This window comes from Rhodococcus sp. AD45-ID (genome assembly GCF_003023755.1).
In the GTDB taxonomy this organism is placed as follows: domain Bacteria; phylum Actinomycetota; class Actinomycetes; order Mycobacteriales; family Mycobacteriaceae; genus Rhodococcus_F; species Rhodococcus_F globerula.
The window spans coordinates 1,698,191-1,713,418 of record NZ_PYHL01000001.1 but is presented as its reverse complement, the minus strand read 5'-3'; the positions used below and the strand labels follow the sequence as shown (position 1 = coordinate 1,713,418).

Below are 15,228 nucleotides of genomic sequence, written 5' to 3'. Positions count from 1 at the left end.
CCATGGGCTCGGGGCACATCGGGTCAGTTAACAGAAGACAAATAGGCAATCGGATCGGTGGCAGCGCACTCCAGGGCCGACGTCACCACCGCCTGCGCAAACACGTTTCCGTGGAACGACGCCGTCGTCGCGAGCGCACCTTCCACGATTGCCCACGTGAGCGTTATGCCCTCTGGGCCGACAGGGTCGTTGTGCGCCGAGTAGAACGGTGACGCGTCGGTGAGCCACGGAACCTGACCTTGTCGCGGCACCGGGCCGATGCTCGAAAACAGCAGCTGGGCCTGGGGATCTCGAGGGCGACTGATCGGATATGCGCCGGAATTGTTGATTCGCAAGCCGATTCGGGTCCGCATCATGTTCAGGGCGAGGTTCGCAACGGGCCGGCCCGTTGCCACCGCCTCGGACGTGGCCTCGTGGATGCGGCCGGGCGTCGGGTTCGCCCCCAGATCGAATTCGAGTCCGGAGACGAAGTTTCCCAACGGAACTCGACCTGCCGCAAGGTAGCGTCTGGCATCGAGGGTCACAGTTGCAACGGGATTGATGGTGAGCCCGGCGTCGGCCAGCGCGCGGTGCAGCACCGAAGCGGTCAGGGCGTACATCGACACCGACGGAAGATTCCGGTCCCGCCACATGCGCAACGACCGAACGGTGTCGGGATCAGTGGTGACCACGGCAGCAGTGCGGGCGGGCGTCCACGGTTCCACCGGCCCGGACTGTGTGGGACGCGGCGTCCGATCGAGTGACCGACGCAGCGCCCAGCCGCGCCGTGGATCCGAACCGTAGGTGCGTAGCGCGGCAGTGGTGATCCCCGAGCGCGAGGCACGCGACGGTTGCCACACCTGAGGATCGGCGGGGTCGATCATGCCGAGGATGACCTCGTTCATCATGAGCGTCAGAGCGACCTCACCGAGACCGTGGTTGTGGTCGGTGCGGAGATAGTTCCCGGCCACTGTGACGGTTGTGGGGTGATCCTCTCGTGAGACGTTCGACGCCGTATCGAGCAGGTCCATCGGGGAGGTCGGCGGATCGAGCCGAACTACTTCGGGGGCACACGATTCGGGATCGAATGTCCACCGATTGCCGTGCGCTGACGGTCTGAGTCCGAGGCGTGTGTGTGGCCCTGCTTCGGCCATCGTGCGAAGTCGAGCGGCAATGGTGGCGTCGTCAGGGAGATGTACGGGGCCGATGACGGACGTGATCCGCGTACGGCTGTGCATCACGTCCAGATGGCTGACGCGAAGAGATGCTTTGGGGGATGGCGGCATTTTTCAGACGAGCGTCGACGGTGCTGTATCGGACGACGCTGTATCAAGTTTCCGGAAGAAGTCGACGGTGCGGGCGATCCCCTCCGACAGTGACGTCAACGGGGTCCATCCCAATTCCGTGCGTGCCAGTGCGGCGTCGAGCGCGGACCGGCGAACATCCCCGAGTCGCGCGGGCATCCACGTGGGTTCTGCCGCGACGCCGGTGGCGTGCGCAAGCAATGCGTGTAGTTCGCGGTCGGACGTCTCGACTCCGGTTCCGATATTGAAGCGTTGTCCTGAGCCCGCGGTGCCCGATGCTGCGATCAGCGCCGTCACCACGTCCTCGACGAAGACGTAGTCCCGCGTATTTCCACCGTCGCCGAACAGGAAAGTGTTTCCGCCGGAAAGCATTTCGCGCGCGAAGATTGCGACGACGCCAGCCTCGCCGTGTGGATCCTGGCGGGGTCCGTACACGTTGGCCGGGGCGATGTGTGAGCAATCCAGACCGTGGAGTTGCCGGAAGCAGTTGAGGTAGTTCTCGGCGCTGATCTTGCTGCATGCGTAGGGCGAGAGCGGGTTGACCGGAGCGTGCTCGGAGACGGGCAGGTGTTCCGGTGATCCGTAGATGGAACCGCCGGACGACATGAACACGATCTTGCGAGCTTGTGCCGCGATCGCCGCAGATCCGATTTTCACAGTGCCGAGGATATTGGCGTCGGCGTCGTTGATCGGGTCGGCGACGCTGTTCCGAACGTCGATTTGCGCTGCGAGATGGAAAACCACTTCGGGAGCGAACGTCTCGAACAGGGGACCGATCTTGTCGTCCCGAATGTCGAGAACTTCGAGGTCGACATCTGCGGTCGCGAGTGCCGCGTCGAGGTTGTCTACCCGACCGCGGCTCAAGTCGTCTATGACGAGGACTTGGTGACCGTCCTTGCGCAGGCGATCCACAAGCGTCGAGCCGATGAATCCGGCTCCTCCGGTAACCGCGGTTCGCACAGGTTTGCCTTCCCTTACTTTCGATGACTTTTGGGAGTCTAGGCAATCGGGTCCGAAAACGGGAATCTACGCCCATTGGGCTGGTCGAGGCACAGCTTTGTGCCTCGACCAGCTGTCAGGAAATTGTTACGCGCCGTCCCACGCGTGCACTGTCACCCAGTCGACGAGGAAATTGCCGCCGCCAAGAGCCGGGTAGAGGCTGGACTCGAGCTGGAGCTGCCAACGCATCGCGGTATCGGGGATTCCCCGCGTGGACTCGAGCAAGACCTTGTCGTCGAGCATGAATCGAACAACCGACGGGGTCCACTCGATCGTGACAACACGCCAATCCGCGTAGGTAGAGGTGTCGACATCGGAGAGTGCCTGGGAGTTCGCGTCCGCGCCGTCCTCGGCGTAGTGATGGAAACCGTAGATGGGTCCCGTCAGCGGGCCCTCCGGGAAGTTGATCTCGCCTTCTTCCGGCCATCCTTCGGAGTCCGGCCACAGCAGCATCGCCAACCGGTAACCGGTGATCGCCGGATGACTGACCTTGATGCGCGCCGAGTAGCGCCCGTACACCTGGGCCTGGCTGCTGCCGTTGATGACGGGGGACATGTTGGCTCCGGCACGGCGGCCGTCGACGTCGTGGAGGTAGTAGTCGAGTACGCCGTCGTGTGCGCTCACTACTTCGTCTGCGCGGTAAGGGTTCTTGTTGTACGTGTCGAGGTAGCACTCGGGGTACGTCCGCCAGCGTGTGTTCTCGGTTCCGGTGTAGACGATCTTGCCGGGGTTGTTGCACTCGTCGTTTGCGAAGCTACCGATCGGAGCATCGGTCGTGAAGTCGTCGACAAAGATTTCACGCCAACCGGGCAACGCTGCGCGCGGCGCTGCTTGCGTCCCGCTGACGCCACCACCGGACGAGCCGGCCGATCCGGTGAGTTGCGCTTGAGCGGTCGAGGGCAAGAAGATCCCGAGCACAGTCGCGGCGACGAGCGCCGCTGCGGCAGTGCTGCGGCGGCGAGACCGCTGGGTGGGCAAACGCATCTGACTTCTCCAAAGGGTTGAATGAGCGGCACGACGCACGGGTCGAACGACCAGTTTGCCGATCGCAGACCGTGGGTACTTTACTTACTCTTGGTCAGGAATGGGCACCTACCTCGAGCGCCTGCATGTTCTGGGAAATACCGAGACAGCCCCGGCTGCACTCAGAAGACTCTCAGAAACGTTGCGTAGGTTGGGTTTCGGCTCGTTGACGCCTCTGGGATGTTGACGTGACGGATGCTGCGGATATCTCGCAGCGAAAGAATACGAAAGCCGCCGCTACCTCATGGGTAGCGGCGGCTTTCGCACTGTGCCGGTGTCGGTTCAGTGAGCCGCTGCGGGTTCCGCGGGTACGTAGTCGGGAACGTCGCGGGCCGGGTTACGGAACTTCGGCAGGAATGCTGCCAGGAAAAGCGCGATGAGGGCCGATCCCGCGGCCAGGGCCATGATGACGCGGAACGCGTTCTCGGTCGGCAGCGTGGTGTCGCCGAGAGTCATTGTCATCTGAGCCAGGACGACGCCGGCGATTGCGCTGGCAAACGATGTGCCGAGTGCGCGCATCAGGGTGTTCAAGCTGTTGGCCGCTCCGGTTTCCGAGGCGGGAACCGCACCCATGATGAGGGCTGGCATCGCGCCGTAAGCCATGCCCGTTCCTGCGCCGATGATGAGGGCGATCATGACGAGTTGCCAGATGGAGTGCAGCGCGAAGATGCCGATGAGATATCCGATCGCAACGACGACTGCACCGATCATGAGTGTGATCTTGGGGCCGTGGGTGTTGGTGATCTTGGAGGAGACCGGCGCGATGAGCATCATGATGATGCCGGATGGGGCCATGACCAGACCGGCGATGAGCATCGACCCGCCGAGTCCGAAGCCGGTGGCTTCCGGCAGTTGGACAACCTGGGGGAACACCATGCTGGAGGCGAACATCGCGAATCCGAAGACGACGGAAGCGAGATTGGTCAGTAGTACTTGGCGACGCGCTGACACGCGAAGGTTGACCAGTGGCTTCGGGTTGCGCAGTTCCCACCAGGCGAAGATGGCGAATGCGATGACGGCGGCAGCGAGCATCGAGACTGTGAGTCCGCTCGCCCATCCCCAGGAATTGCCCTTGGAAATCGCCAGAAGCAGGGTGATGAGTGCGACCGAGAGTGTGAGGGCTCCGACAAAGTCGAATTTGCCGCCGGTGCGGACCGTCGATTCAGGCACGATGACCAGGATCAGACCCGTCACGATGGCGCCGAGGACTGCCGATGCCCAGAACAGAACGTGCCAGTTGGCGTATTCGGCGATCATAGCTGCGATCGGAAGTCCCAGTGCGCCACCGACTCCCATGGCTGCGCTCATCATCGCGACGGCGCCGGCCAGTTTCTTGGGCGGAAGCACGTCACGCATGATGCTGATACCTAGAGGGATGACACCGGCGGCGAGTCCCTGGAGGACGCGCCCAAAGACGAGCGGGACAACGCTCGAACTCATGGCACCCACAATCGATCCGACCACCAGAAGTGCCAAGCTGATCAGGAGTAGGCGGCGTTTGCCGAACATGTCGCCCAACCGGCCCATCGTCGGGACGGCAACGGCTGAAGCGAGGAGGGTGGCGGTCACTACCCAGGCTGTGTCCGAGGCGGACGCGTTCAGGTATTCCGGAAGGTGCGGAATGATCGGGATGACCAGCGTTTGCATCAGCGAGACCACGATGCCGGCAAACGCCAGAACTGCTACTACGGCAGTAGTTGACGGCGGTGCGGCTTTACTGGAATCGGAAGTGGATATCGACATTGGGAAGCTCCATCGGAGAAAAGTAAAGAAGTCTTGAATTAAGTCAACTGATTGAATAAAGTTAAAGCAGCTGACTGACTTCGCGCAAGCGCTGCGAGGTCGATGGTGATCAACGTCTCGGTGCGCACATAGTGCCGAGCACCTGACTTTGGCGGTAGATGTGGCAGCACGAACTGAAGATGCGATCAGCGATTCGGGTACCCCAGCGGGCTCTCTTCGTTCCGTTGCAACCCGTGAGCGGATACTCGAAGTCGCGGAGCGGTTGTTTGCCGAGCACGGGATCTTTGCCGTCTCGAATCGTCAGGTGAGCGAGGCCGCTGGGCAGGGCAACAACGCCGCCGTCGGATATCACTTCGGCACAAAGATCGATCTACTCCGTGCAATCGTGAACAAACATGCCGCGCCGATCGAGCAGAAGCGCAAGGAGTTGCTGGCCGACGTCAAAGGTTCGACAGATCTCCGTGACTGGATCACGTGTCTGGTTCGAGCGTCCACTGATCATTACAACGAATTGACCGGACCCGCGTGGTATGCGCGGTTCAGTGTTCAGCTGATGGCCGATCCCACGCTGCGGGCCGTTGTCTACGAAGATGTTTCGTCATCGGAGCTCTTGCAAAAGATGCTCGGCGCGCTCGCCGCTTGTCTGCCCGACATGCCGGACGACGTTCGGCGCGCCCGCGGTGAAATGGCGCGGTATGTGATGCTGCACATGTGTGCCGAACGTGAAAGGCTCCTTGCCGGCGACGAATCGGTAGAGGTCTCGAACTGGGATGACTTCACGACAGATATCGTCGACGCGCTCGTCGGGCTCTGGAGTGCGCCGGTGACGCGCTGAAAGTTGTTGTCCCGGATCCGGTTGATCAATGCCCCTGGCTGAGAATCGCTTTCGCCAGAGGTGGCCGTTGTGATCGTTCGTGTCTACGCGTGAAATGTGCCCGAAATATCCCTTGAATCGAATGTTTGTTCGAGTATACTTGTGTCAAGGGTGGGGAGGCCTTGATGACGACGGTTTGTGATTCAACTTTGGTGGGGGATGTTGTTGCCGGTTCGGCTGTGGGTGTGCGCGGCAGGTTGTGGCGGTTACGCCCAGCCGAGGTTCGGGACGTTGCAGTCTGTGTATCTGCGGAAATTCTTCGGTTGGAAGCGATTCGGGTTGCCGCAGTGGATGAGTTGGCGCTCAATCCGGACGAGCAGGTGCTCTGCTACCGCGGTGTGGGGCGCTGGTTGGCGGCGAACACGATGCTGCAGAACGCGGCGGGTAACAAGATCGCCGCTCTCGGTGCCGCGCTGCGAGGGTTTCCGGACATTAATGCTCAATTCGAGGCGGGTGACCTCTCGTTCGATCATGCGGCGATAATCGTGGCATTCTGCGAATCGCCACCAAAAGGTATGCCTGAGAACGCGTTACCGTCCTGCATGGCAACCCTTCTCGCTGCCGCGTCGGGTGTCGAGGCGACCACCATCAAACTGCGGTATGCGATTGCGGTTCTCGAGCGGATATTCGAATCCGACGACACCCCACCCGGTGAGGACGACGACCTCAATGTCTTGCGGATTTCGCCGACGTTGAACGGTCGGGTCGCGATCAAGGGCGATTTCGACGCGTTGACCGGCGAAATGTTGTTGTCGGCGCTCTCGGGTCTGTCGATGCCGAAACCGGCTGCCGACGGAACCCCGGATCAGCGATCGACAGCCAAACGAACCGCCGACGCCTTCACCGAACTGATCCGTCGGTACCTCGACAATGCCATGACCGGTGTTGACGGTGGTCAGCGTCCGCATGTGAATGTGCATATCACCGCGAAAGACCTTGCCGAGCATCGGGAATGCGCCACCACGCGCAGCGATACCGCATCAGGTAGCGATGCCAATTTCGGCGATGCCGAGTTCTACGGCAGTGCATTCGATGACGACGAGCCTGATTTCGAAGATCTTGACGTCGGATACATGCCCTGGATGGGACCACTCAGCGTTAGCCTCACCCGGATGCTCGCCTGCGATTGCATGCTCTCGACCGTGTCGATGGACGGCAATGGCGCACCGTTGGATGCGACTCCACATAAGCGTCTCGTCACAGCAGAACAACGAACGGCGCTGATCGCCCGGGACAAAGGTTGCGCCTTCCCGAACTGCGATGCGGTACCCGCCTGGTGCGACGCCCACCACATAAATCCGTGGTCAACCGGAGGCTTGACGGTGATGGACAACCTCGCCCTCCTCTGCCGGAATCATCACCGATTGATCCACAGCACCAGTGGGTTCCGCGGCATCTGGGAAATCAAAATGGGCGATGATCACAAACCATGGTTCATCCCACCAGTTGCGATCGACCCGAAACAACGACCCCGCCGCTCCACCACCCGCCAAGGCCCGGTCCACCGAGACTGAATCCGGCTGCGCCGGAACTAAATACCGCGCCTAAGCTTCGCATCACCAGTCAAGACGATGCGAAGCCCCCACGCATGTGCCAAGAATCCACTCACGAGTTTAGGGCTGTATGAGCATGGCTACCCCTAAAGCTCAGGGTGCCCTACGCGTAGGAGGAGTTTGTGACCGCCGACGGATCCCAACCGCCTCGCCAACCGAGTTCAGCCGATTTTGATGCGCTGTATCGCGGCGACTTCGATGCCTTTGCGCGCAATACGGAGTTGCCTGACGCTGCACAGCGCAACGAACTCGACTTCGACCGAGTGCCATGGGATATCGGCGAAGCTCAACCGGTGGTTCGGAAACTCGAAGCTGACGGCCAGTTAGCGAGCGAAGTCCTTGATATTGGTTGTGGTCTAGGTGAAAACGCTCTGTTTCTTGCCGACCGTGGGTACCAGGTGTGTGCACTCGACGCCTCACCTACGGCGATTGGGATCGCACGCGAACGCGCCGGTCTGCGGGGACTCGAGAAGGCAGTGGATTTTGCTGTTGCCGACGCCATGACACTTGATGGGTACGAGAATCGGTTCACCACTGTTCTCGACAGCGCGCTGTACCACTGCTTCCCGGAAGATCAGCGCCAACCGTATGTCGAGGCAGTACTACGAGCCTGCCGACCCCAAGCCCGGCTTCACCTGGTGTGCTTCTCGGACGAGGTTCCAGAGGAATTTCCTGGTCCTTATCGAATCAGTGAGGACAATCTGCGTCGAACGCTGACCGACGCCGGTTGGATCGTCCGGCACCTCGAACGTGCCACTTACACCACGGCGTTCACCCGCGGAGAGTTTGCGCGCCAAGCTAACTCGCCCTTGGCTGCTATCGTCGAAGGGCTGGGCTTCGATTCCCGCGACAGGCTTCTGGCTCCGGCGTGGCTGGCGACAGCAGAACATCCCTGAAAACTTATTCGTCGGCAAGAAATGGTCCGAGGGGGCCGAGATCGATGTTGAGGTCTTCGGGCGTCAGATCAAAATGCTCGCGGAACTCTCCCATCTTCTCCTCGAGCAACATCAGTGTGGTACCGATGCGTTCGACCTGCGCGTCGGACAGGCCGCCGACATCTTCCGGTGACACTGCTTGTGTTGCAAGCAAATCCGACCGCACCGCGTCGTAGGGGCGGTCGGGGTGTGGTGTGAATTTGCGGCGCCGGTAGATCACGGCAAGGAAGGCCGTACCGGACGGTTGTCTGAGTGGCGTTGACGCATTGCCTCGCGTTTGACCCACACCCATCTACAGAAGAAATCGCCGTAAAGCACTCAAATCGCAACGTGGAAACTGCTATTGACGTCGATGAATCTGCCGTCTAAATTAATCGAATCAAATTCGATTAATGCATGGAGGTGCGGTAGGTGGAGGCCGAACTACTTTTTGTCGGAGGCACGATACGCACGGGGGATTCGGTCCAGACGGTCAGCGACGCGCTCGCTGTGGTCGGCGGTCGCGTGGTTGGACTGGGGGAGCAGGCTCGTGCATTGAAGTCGACGCGAACCGAAGTCATCGATTTGGAGGGTGGGGCACTACTGCCCTCGTTCGGCGACGGCCATGTTCACCCGTTGATGGGTGGCCTGGAAATGCGTGGTGCCAAGATTCGCGACTGCAACAGCATCGATGAGGTCTTGCAGGAGGTGCGTCGCTGGGCGGATGAGAACCCCAACGCCGAGTGCATCTTCGGTGAGGGCGTGTCGCCTACCCTCGCTCCGGGCGGTCGGTTCGATGCTCGCTGGCTCGACAGCGTGGTCGAGGACAGGCCCGTCGTCCTGCGCACGATGGACTATCACACCGCGTGGGTCAACAGCGCTGCACTGCGAAGCGCCGGTTTGACGCGCGATACGCCGGATCCGGTCGGCGGAGAGATCGTGCGAACGTCGGACGGTGAGTTGCTCGGGACCCTACGTGAATGGGGAGCGATCAACCCGGTACTGGCATTATTGCCCGCCGTAACCCTCGATGCGGGAGTTGATTCGCTTGCGGCAGCATCGAAAATGCTTGCCGCAGCAGGTATCACCTGGGTGCAGGACGCGTGGACCGAACCAGGCGATGTCGAGATCTGGCTGGCCACCGCTGAAAGTGGCCGCCTGTCCACCCGGGTAAATCTTGCATTCCGAGCGACGCCTGAGAGTTGGCAGGGCGACCTGCCGGCGTTTGTCGAAGCCCGGCAGAAGGTCGCAGAACGGGGTGGCGACGCAGTCAAGGCAGGAACGGTGAAGTTCTTTGCCGACGGTGTCATCGAGGCCGGAACGGCAGCGCTCCTCGCGCCGTACACGGATTGCCCGCATTCCCACGGAATCAGCAATTGGACAACCGATGAACTCGGTCGAGCTGCCGCTGAAGTGGACCGGTTAGGTTTTCAGATTCATATCCATGCCATCGGCGATGCAGGTGTACGCATGGCCCTCGATGCAATCGAATACGTCGATCGATGCAACGGCCCGCGTGATCGACGCGCCACTATCGCGCATCTCCAATTGGTTGATGGCAACGACCTGGACCGATTCACGTCATTGGGAGTGATCGCCAACTTTCAGCCGCTATGGGCCCAGCTCGACCCGCTGATGACGGAGCTGACCATTCCGCGGATCGGCGCCGACCGTGGTGACCGCCAATATCGCATCGGAACCCTCGCTGAGCGCGGCGCGCGGGTGGCATTCGGCAGCGATTGGCCCATCACCGCCTTCGAACCGATCAAGGGAATTGCCACTGCGATTCACCGCCAGACGCCGGCTGGTATCCCGAGTGAAGGATGGCTACCTCGCGAACGCGTCGGCCTCGATTGGGCCCTGGCAACATACTCGGCGGGCGTCGCCTATCAGGGATTCGAAGAGGACATGTGGGGTTGCCTTCGGCCGGGAATGCGAGCCGACATGATCCAGCTTCCCGTCGATCCCGGCCAACTTGGCTCCGCCAAGGAGCTCAGCGACTTGGTTGTCTCCCGAACGTGGTTGGGAGGTAGGCAAGTTCACTGAGCGCTGCTTGTCATGGCGCATGCCTGGATCTTCCACAGCTGCTCACGAGTAGGACGCTGGGCGCGCCGATGTCTCGTGCACTTCCTCGAGGAGACGTCGAAAGCCTGACAGCAGAGCCATCCAACCGAGTTCGAAGGCTTGCTCGGCTCTGGCTGGACCCCGCGGCGCCGCAGCAAGCGCCAGAGTCAGAGCGTCGTCGGGTGTTGTCGAGTCCGGTTCGATCATGACTTCCGGTGCCGCTGCATCCAGTGCGGCGCCGAGGAGAAAGTTCTCGGCAGCGGTGATGACCGCCAAGATGTGGTCGTCCGGGAATCCGGCTTTCCTGAGGCCTTCTGCGGGAGCGTAGTAGACCGATAGCGACGTGGGATCACGCACCGTCTCCGTAGCGAGGAGGCGGATCGAGGTGGGGTGTCTACTGAACGCGGATCGATACGATCGAGCCCATGCAGTAAACGCGTCGTCCCAGGTTAGGCGCTCGAATGCCGACCCGTCGATTTCCCGTACGACGCGGTTTCGAACGAGTTCCACCACGGCCGCGCGACCCTTTGCATGGTGATAGATGGATGACACCTGCACATTCAGGTGTTTTGCAAGATCAGGCATTTTGAAGTCGCCGTCACGATCGACGAGCGCGAGCGCTGCCTCCGCAATTCGTTCGCGGTCCAGACGTGCGATGCGCGGTCTTCCCATCGTCCCCCCACCTCTCAAATCGAAGTTCATTCGATTATGCCCTTGTGGCGCCGGTCACAACGATCTACCATAATCGAAACTGATTCGATTAATTCTGGTTGCACCCATATCTGCCTGTTTCGGATAGTCGCCCCCTCGCCCTGACTGGAGAAGTTGCTCATGAAGAAAACTGCACCCGAACCCGCTCTGAAGCTGGAAGGAGGCGTCCTCGGCACCGCCGGCATCGTCTTCTTTGTCGTGGCGGCGGCGGCGCCATTACTGGTGATGGCAGGGGTTGCGCCTCTGGCCTTGAACATTGCCGGCATCGGGGCCCCCGGCGGATACATTTTGGCCGGGCTCGCACTAGGAGTGTTTGCAATCGGCTTCACTGCGATGAGCAAGTACATCCACAATGCAGGCGCCTTCTACGCCTATATCTCCGTCGGGCTCGGCCCTCGGTGGGGCCTGGCCGCAGCGGTGCTTGCGCTGGTGTCGTACAACGCGCTCGAGATCGGAATCTTCGGGGCCCTAGGCTATTTCGCGCAGTCAACCATGGCGGACTTGGTTGGGCTGGATCTGCCGTGGGGAGTGTGGTCCTTAATCGGGGTTGCCTTGGTCTGGTTCCTCGGATCTCGATCGGTACATCTCGGCGCTCGGTTCCTGATCCTGTTGCTGACCGCGGAGACGGGGATTCTGGTGCTGCTCGCAGCCGCCGTTCTTTTTCAAGGCGGCGCCGTGGGAATTGATCTCGACTCCTTTGCGCCGTCTAACGTGTTCAGTCCCGGTCTCGGTGGGGTGCTGACCCTGGCCTTTGCTGCGTTCATCGGATTCGAAGCGACTGCCCTGTACCGGGAAGAAGCAAAAGATCCCGCTCGGACGGTTCCGCGGGCGACCTACATCGCGGTGGCATTCCTGGGTCTCTTCTACGCATTCATGGTGTGGATCATCATCCAGGCGTATGGACCGGATCAGGCTCTCGAGCTAGCAGCTAACGATCCCGCCGGTATGTACTTCAACGCCATCGAGCACTACGTCGGAGGTTGGGCGAGCACCCTCATGGAGCTGTTGATCATCACGAGCATTCTCGCCAGCCTGCTCGCGTTCCACAACGCAATCACCCGCTACGTCTTTGCGCTTTCGCGCGAACGTGTATTGCCCCAGTTCCTGGGCAAACTACACCCGGTCTACAAGTCCCCCTATGTGGCCAGTGCGGTACAGAGTCTCCTGGCGATGGTGGTAATCGTCGTGTTCGTAGTCGTCGGTGCCGACCCTTACCTCGAGCTCCTGCTGTGGGTGAACTCGCCCGGTATCGTCGGCATCGTCGTGCTTCAGGTCATGGCGGCCGCGGCAGTTATCGCATTCTTCTGGAACGATCGTCGCGGGCATTCGGTCTGGAGGGTGCTCGTAGCTCCCGTATCCGCTCTTCTGATGTTGACTTATGCAACGTATTTGATTGTGGACCAGATGGAATTGATTACTGCCGCTGGAACCGCAGTGAACGTGGTGCTCGTCGCCGTCACGCCTGTGAGCCTGGCTGTCGGTTGGCTTCTCGGTATCCGGCTTTCACGACGCGACCCGGCGCAACTCTCGAGGTTGGGTACCACTGACGTCGACGCCGAACCGTCGACGGAGTCTGACGGCGTGAGCAATTCTTCCACCTCGCCTGGTCAAGTAACGTAGAGCCGTCCGAGCAATTGTCTCCGAGCAATTGTCTCCGAGTAATTGTCAAGGGCGGCAAAGTCTCTGCCGAGTTCCCCAGGAAGCAGTGTTTGGCCGCCGCGAGCAGATGGAGCGTACGAACCATGATCCTCCCGAAGGTCCGGGATCCGCGCTTCGTGACGATCCGTCGTGGTGGGACCCTCACAGATTCCGATCACCACCTCCTCGCTCTCTGGGCGGCATCGTGCGCCGAGCACGTCCTTCACCTTTTCGAGTCGGTTCAGCCGCAGGATCCGCGGCCGCGTGAAGCGATCGAGGGCGCGCGAGCCTGGGTGCGGGGTGAGGTCACGATGATGCAAGCTCGCGCTGCGGGCGGTCATGCAATGGGCGCGGCTCGGGACCTGCGTGGGCCGGCGCGGCATGCTGCGTACGCTGCCGGACAGGCCGGAGCCGTCGCACATGTCGCCGCGCACGAACTTGGTGCTGCCGCCTACGCGATCAAGGCCGCACGTGCTGTTGCGACGGAAGACGAGGAGGCTGCGGGCCGACTCGAGTGCCAGTGGCAGCGCGACCAGCTCCCGGTATCGATTCGTGAGTTGGTACTTGATGACCAGCGGCTACGGAATGACATCTGCTGGTCGGTGTTCGGCTGATGAGGTACCGGCCTTGCGTTCCGCGCTTCCTCGTGTCACCCTCGATAACTATGACTACACGAAAGGCCGACACCGCCACCATCGCGTGAGCGCCGCGCCGATGTACTCGGTGTCGCGACACCGAGCATCATTCACCAGCAACGTCGATGCTGTGCGGAACGAGTGGCTGGAACACGGTCTCTGCGCACGCCCCTCCGACCGCGACACTGCAGAATGGGCTGTCGCGCAACTGTATCGGCGATCAGGATTTCCGGAACCGGAGTTCCTCTGGGTTCCTTCGCCCCCAGCTGGATCAGATCTGATTGTGGCCGAAGGCTTGTCGATGTCGTTGGACAGCAACCGACTTCGCTGCGCTTCCGCCCGCATTGCGAGCATGTTTTCGGACTTACGCAGCCGTATGGATGCGCACATCGAGCGTCGAAGATCAGACTGGCCGAACGAACGCTGGGGGATCGACACTGCACGTACTCAGTCTCCCGAGGATGCGGTTCGGCTGGGAATCAGCCCCGATCGGATCATGAGAGCAGCTGTCTGGGACTCGTTGCACACCACGCTATTCGACGGGGTTGCGGCTGCGATACGCACGATGACGACTCCCGTCCCGGGAAGCGTGACGTGGTACGGACAGCAGGAAGCTCATCGAATTGCTTACTACGACGCATACCGTCGATGCGGTCTTACTTCTTTCCATTCCGACGATGACGAACTACTTGACATTCACACCGCTCTGGCTGGTGCAACCGGATGGTGGTGGGCGTTCGACACCATATGCGTCATGTCGGAAAGGCCCACCGTTCTGCATACCGAACCAACACCGGGCCGAGTGCACAACGAACGTCGGTTGCATCATTCGGATTCTTCAGCAATTGAATTCGGCGACGGACACCGCGTCTACGTTCAGCATGGGACGATTGTTCCCAGCTGGGTAGTTCTCGATCCGACGGCCGAACGCATTGCGGACGAACGGAATATCGAAGTCCGCCGCTGTGCGATCGAGCGCATCGGATGGGACACCTACATCGATACGGCTGGACTCGCACTGGTCGACCGAGTCGATGATCCCGGCAATGCCGGGCACACGCTACAACTCTATGCATCGCCCGACGGCTGGGGACGTGGTGGTCGAATTCTGCTTGCAGTCAACGGCTCTCCTGAACGCGACGGACGGCGTCGTCGTTACGGGCTCTACGTCCCCGGATGGTTCTCGTCAGCCCTGGACGCTGCAGGCTGGACCTACGGCATAGCCGGCGCCGACTACGCCCGACTCGTTCGTCGAACCTGACCCAGCCGCGAATACAAATTTCTGAACCGTAATTCCCGAACATCAAACTATGAACTCCCAGGTGGCTCATATGAATTCGACCATGACTTTGTCCGCGCTCACTGCCCTCACGGGCCTCGATGTCTTCGACTATCTCGACCGAGAAGTATCCATACCCGTCGTCGACGGCTTGCAGGCACAAGGTGATCTCATCGTGGTCCCGTATTCGCTTGTCTCCGATATCGTCACGCCCGCAGCGTGGACGAGGTCGGTGAACGTACCACTCTCCGGAGTGGAGTTGCTACGCAGTGCGGCGGGCGGGAATCCGCACAGCCTGGTCGCCGACGAAGGTGTGTGCACGTGGTCGTCGCCGGTGAGAGATTCCCGGGGTCTTGCTTTAGGCATCCTTGATACCCACGGGACTGCTTATCTCATCCACCCAGAGCATGGCGCCACTGGAATCGCGCCAGGCCGCTATGTCATCGGACGGCAGCGAGAGCGGGGCGCCGGACGGGCGATCAATGGGATGCAACTCGTCGCAGATTGACGCC

The 15,228-nt window shown here is 61.0% G+C and carries 14 protein-coding genes; 8 read left to right on the top strand and 6 right to left on the bottom strand.

Annotated elements, in window-relative coordinates:
• Positions 1–23: 23 nt before the first annotated feature.
• The 4 genes from C7T36_RS07755 to C7T36_RS07740 form a co-directional block, all read right to left on the bottom strand.
• Positions 24–1,265, bottom strand: coding sequence for a hypothetical protein (locus C7T36_RS07755; RefSeq protein WP_033231636.1), 1,242 nt, complete (start codon positions 1,263–1,265; stop codon positions 24–26).
• Between the two features lie 3 nt (positions 1,266–1,268).
• Complete coding sequence (locus C7T36_RS07750; protein WP_045064509.1) at positions 1,269–2,243, bottom strand: NAD-dependent epimerase/dehydratase family protein; 975 nt, start codon at positions 2,241–2,243, stop codon at positions 1,269–1,271.
• Positions 2,244–2,369: 126 nt separating this feature from the next.
• On the bottom strand, positions 2,370–3,266 hold the full coding sequence (locus C7T36_RS07745; protein ID WP_084702429.1) for a glycoside hydrolase family 16 protein: 897 nt from the start codon (positions 3,264–3,266) through the stop codon (positions 2,370–2,372).
• Between the two features lie 321 nt (positions 3,267–3,587).
• Positions 3,588–5,048: an MFS transporter gene (locus C7T36_RS07740; protein WP_045064507.1), complete on the bottom strand. Its 1,461-nt coding sequence runs from the start codon at positions 5,046–5,048 to the stop codon at positions 3,588–3,590.
• 160 nt (positions 5,049–5,208) lie between these two features.
• Between C7T36_RS07740 and C7T36_RS07735 the strand changes: the two genes are divergently transcribed.
• From C7T36_RS07735 to C7T36_RS07725, 3 genes are all read left to right on the top strand, one after another.
• Positions 5,209–5,883 (top strand): TetR/AcrR family transcriptional regulator, encoded by a 675-nt coding sequence (locus tag C7T36_RS07735; protein WP_095887978.1) that lies wholly within the window; start codon positions 5,209–5,211, stop codon positions 5,881–5,883.
• 164 nt (positions 5,884–6,047) lie between these two features.
• Positions 6,048–7,436, top strand: coding sequence for an HNH endonuclease signature motif containing protein (locus C7T36_RS07730; RefSeq protein WP_045064503.1), 1,389 nt, complete (start codon positions 6,048–6,050; stop codon positions 7,434–7,436).
• Between the two features lie 161 nt (positions 7,437–7,597).
• Positions 7,598–8,371: a class I SAM-dependent methyltransferase gene (locus tag C7T36_RS07725; protein WP_106939701.1), complete on the top strand. Its 774-nt coding sequence runs from the start codon at positions 7,598–7,600 to the stop codon at positions 8,369–8,371.
• Between the two features lie 4 nt (positions 8,372–8,375).
• On the opposite strand, the gene C7T36_RS07720 is transcribed toward C7T36_RS07725, so the two are convergent.
• A complete protein-coding gene (locus C7T36_RS07720) occupies positions 8,376–8,702 on the bottom strand; it encodes a gas vesicle protein K (protein WP_084702425.1) in 327 nt (108 codons plus the stop codon).
• Positions 8,703–8,821: 119 nt separating this feature from the next.
• On the opposite strand from C7T36_RS07720, the gene C7T36_RS07715 reads away from it, so the two are divergent.
• Positions 8,822–10,435, top strand: a complete 1,614-nt coding sequence (locus C7T36_RS07715; RefSeq protein WP_045064500.1) for an amidohydrolase — start codon at positions 8,822–8,824, stop codon at positions 10,433–10,435.
• 42 nt (positions 10,436–10,477) lie between these two features.
• Here the strand turns inward: C7T36_RS07715 and C7T36_RS07710 are convergent, their stop codons facing one another.
• The gene (locus tag C7T36_RS07710; protein ID WP_045064498.1) at positions 10,478–11,125 is read right to left on the bottom strand and encodes a TetR/AcrR family transcriptional regulator; all 648 of its coding nucleotides are present in this window, start codon (positions 11,123–11,125) and stop codon (positions 10,478–10,480) included.
• A 159-nt stretch (positions 11,126–11,284) separates the two neighbouring features.
• Here C7T36_RS07710 and C7T36_RS07705 point away from each other — a divergent pair, with 159 nt between their 5' ends.
• From C7T36_RS07705 to C7T36_RS07690, 4 genes are all read left to right on the top strand, one after another.
• Positions 11,285–12,784 carry an APC family permease gene (locus C7T36_RS07705; RefSeq protein ID WP_045064494.1) on the top strand — a complete coding sequence of 500 codons (1,500 nt, stop codon included), beginning with the start codon at positions 11,285–11,287 and terminating at the stop codon, positions 12,782–12,784.
• A gap of 122 nt (positions 12,785–12,906) precedes the next feature.
• The gene (locus tag C7T36_RS07700; protein WP_033231629.1) at positions 12,907–13,416 is read left to right on the top strand and encodes a putative immunity protein; all 510 of its coding nucleotides are present in this window, start codon (positions 12,907–12,909) and stop codon (positions 13,414–13,416) included.
• 85 nt (positions 13,417–13,501) lie between these two features.
• A complete protein-coding gene (locus C7T36_RS07695) occupies positions 13,502–14,698 on the top strand; it encodes a DUF6745 domain-containing protein (protein WP_045064491.1) in 1,197 nt (398 codons plus the stop codon).
• A gap of 70 nt (positions 14,699–14,768) precedes the next feature.
• Positions 14,769–15,224 (top strand): hypothetical protein, encoded by a 456-nt coding sequence (locus C7T36_RS07690; protein WP_045064489.1) that lies wholly within the window; start codon positions 14,769–14,771, stop codon positions 15,222–15,224.
• The last annotated feature ends 4 nt before the right edge of the window (positions 15,225–15,228 follow it).

Excerpts from the sequence above, each read along its gene's own strand:
- C7T36_RS07755 (WP_033231636.1), bottom strand. The coding sequence starts at position 1,265 with ATGCCGCCATCCCCCAAAGCATCTCTTCGCGTCAGCCATCTGGACGTG.
- C7T36_RS07745 (WP_084702429.1), bottom strand. The coding sequence starts at position 3,266 with ATGCGTTTGCCCACCCAGCGGTCTCGCCGCCGCAGCACTGCCGCAGCG.
- C7T36_RS07740 (WP_045064507.1), bottom strand. The coding sequence starts at position 5,048 with ATGTCGATATCCACTTCCGATTCCAGTAAAGCCGCACCGCCGTCAACT.
- C7T36_RS07730 (WP_045064503.1), top strand. The coding sequence starts at position 6,048 with ATGACGACGGTTTGTGATTCAACTTTGGTGGGGGATGTTGTTGCCGGT.
- C7T36_RS07720 (WP_084702425.1), bottom strand. The coding sequence starts at position 8,702 with ATGGGTGTGGGTCAAACGCGAGGCAATGCGTCAACGCCACTCAGACAA.
- C7T36_RS07710 (WP_045064498.1), bottom strand. The coding sequence starts at position 11,125 with ATGGGAAGACCGCGCATCGCACGTCTGGACCGCGAACGAATTGCGGAG.
- C7T36_RS07705 (WP_045064494.1), top strand. The coding sequence starts at position 11,285 with ATGAAGAAAACTGCACCCGAACCCGCTCTGAAGCTGGAAGGAGGCGTC.
- C7T36_RS07700 (WP_033231629.1), top strand. The coding sequence starts at position 12,907 with ATGATCCTCCCGAAGGTCCGGGATCCGCGCTTCGTGACGATCCGTCGT.
- C7T36_RS07690 (WP_045064489.1), top strand. The coding sequence starts at position 14,769 with ATGAATTCGACCATGACTTTGTCCGCGCTCACTGCCCTCACGGGCCTC.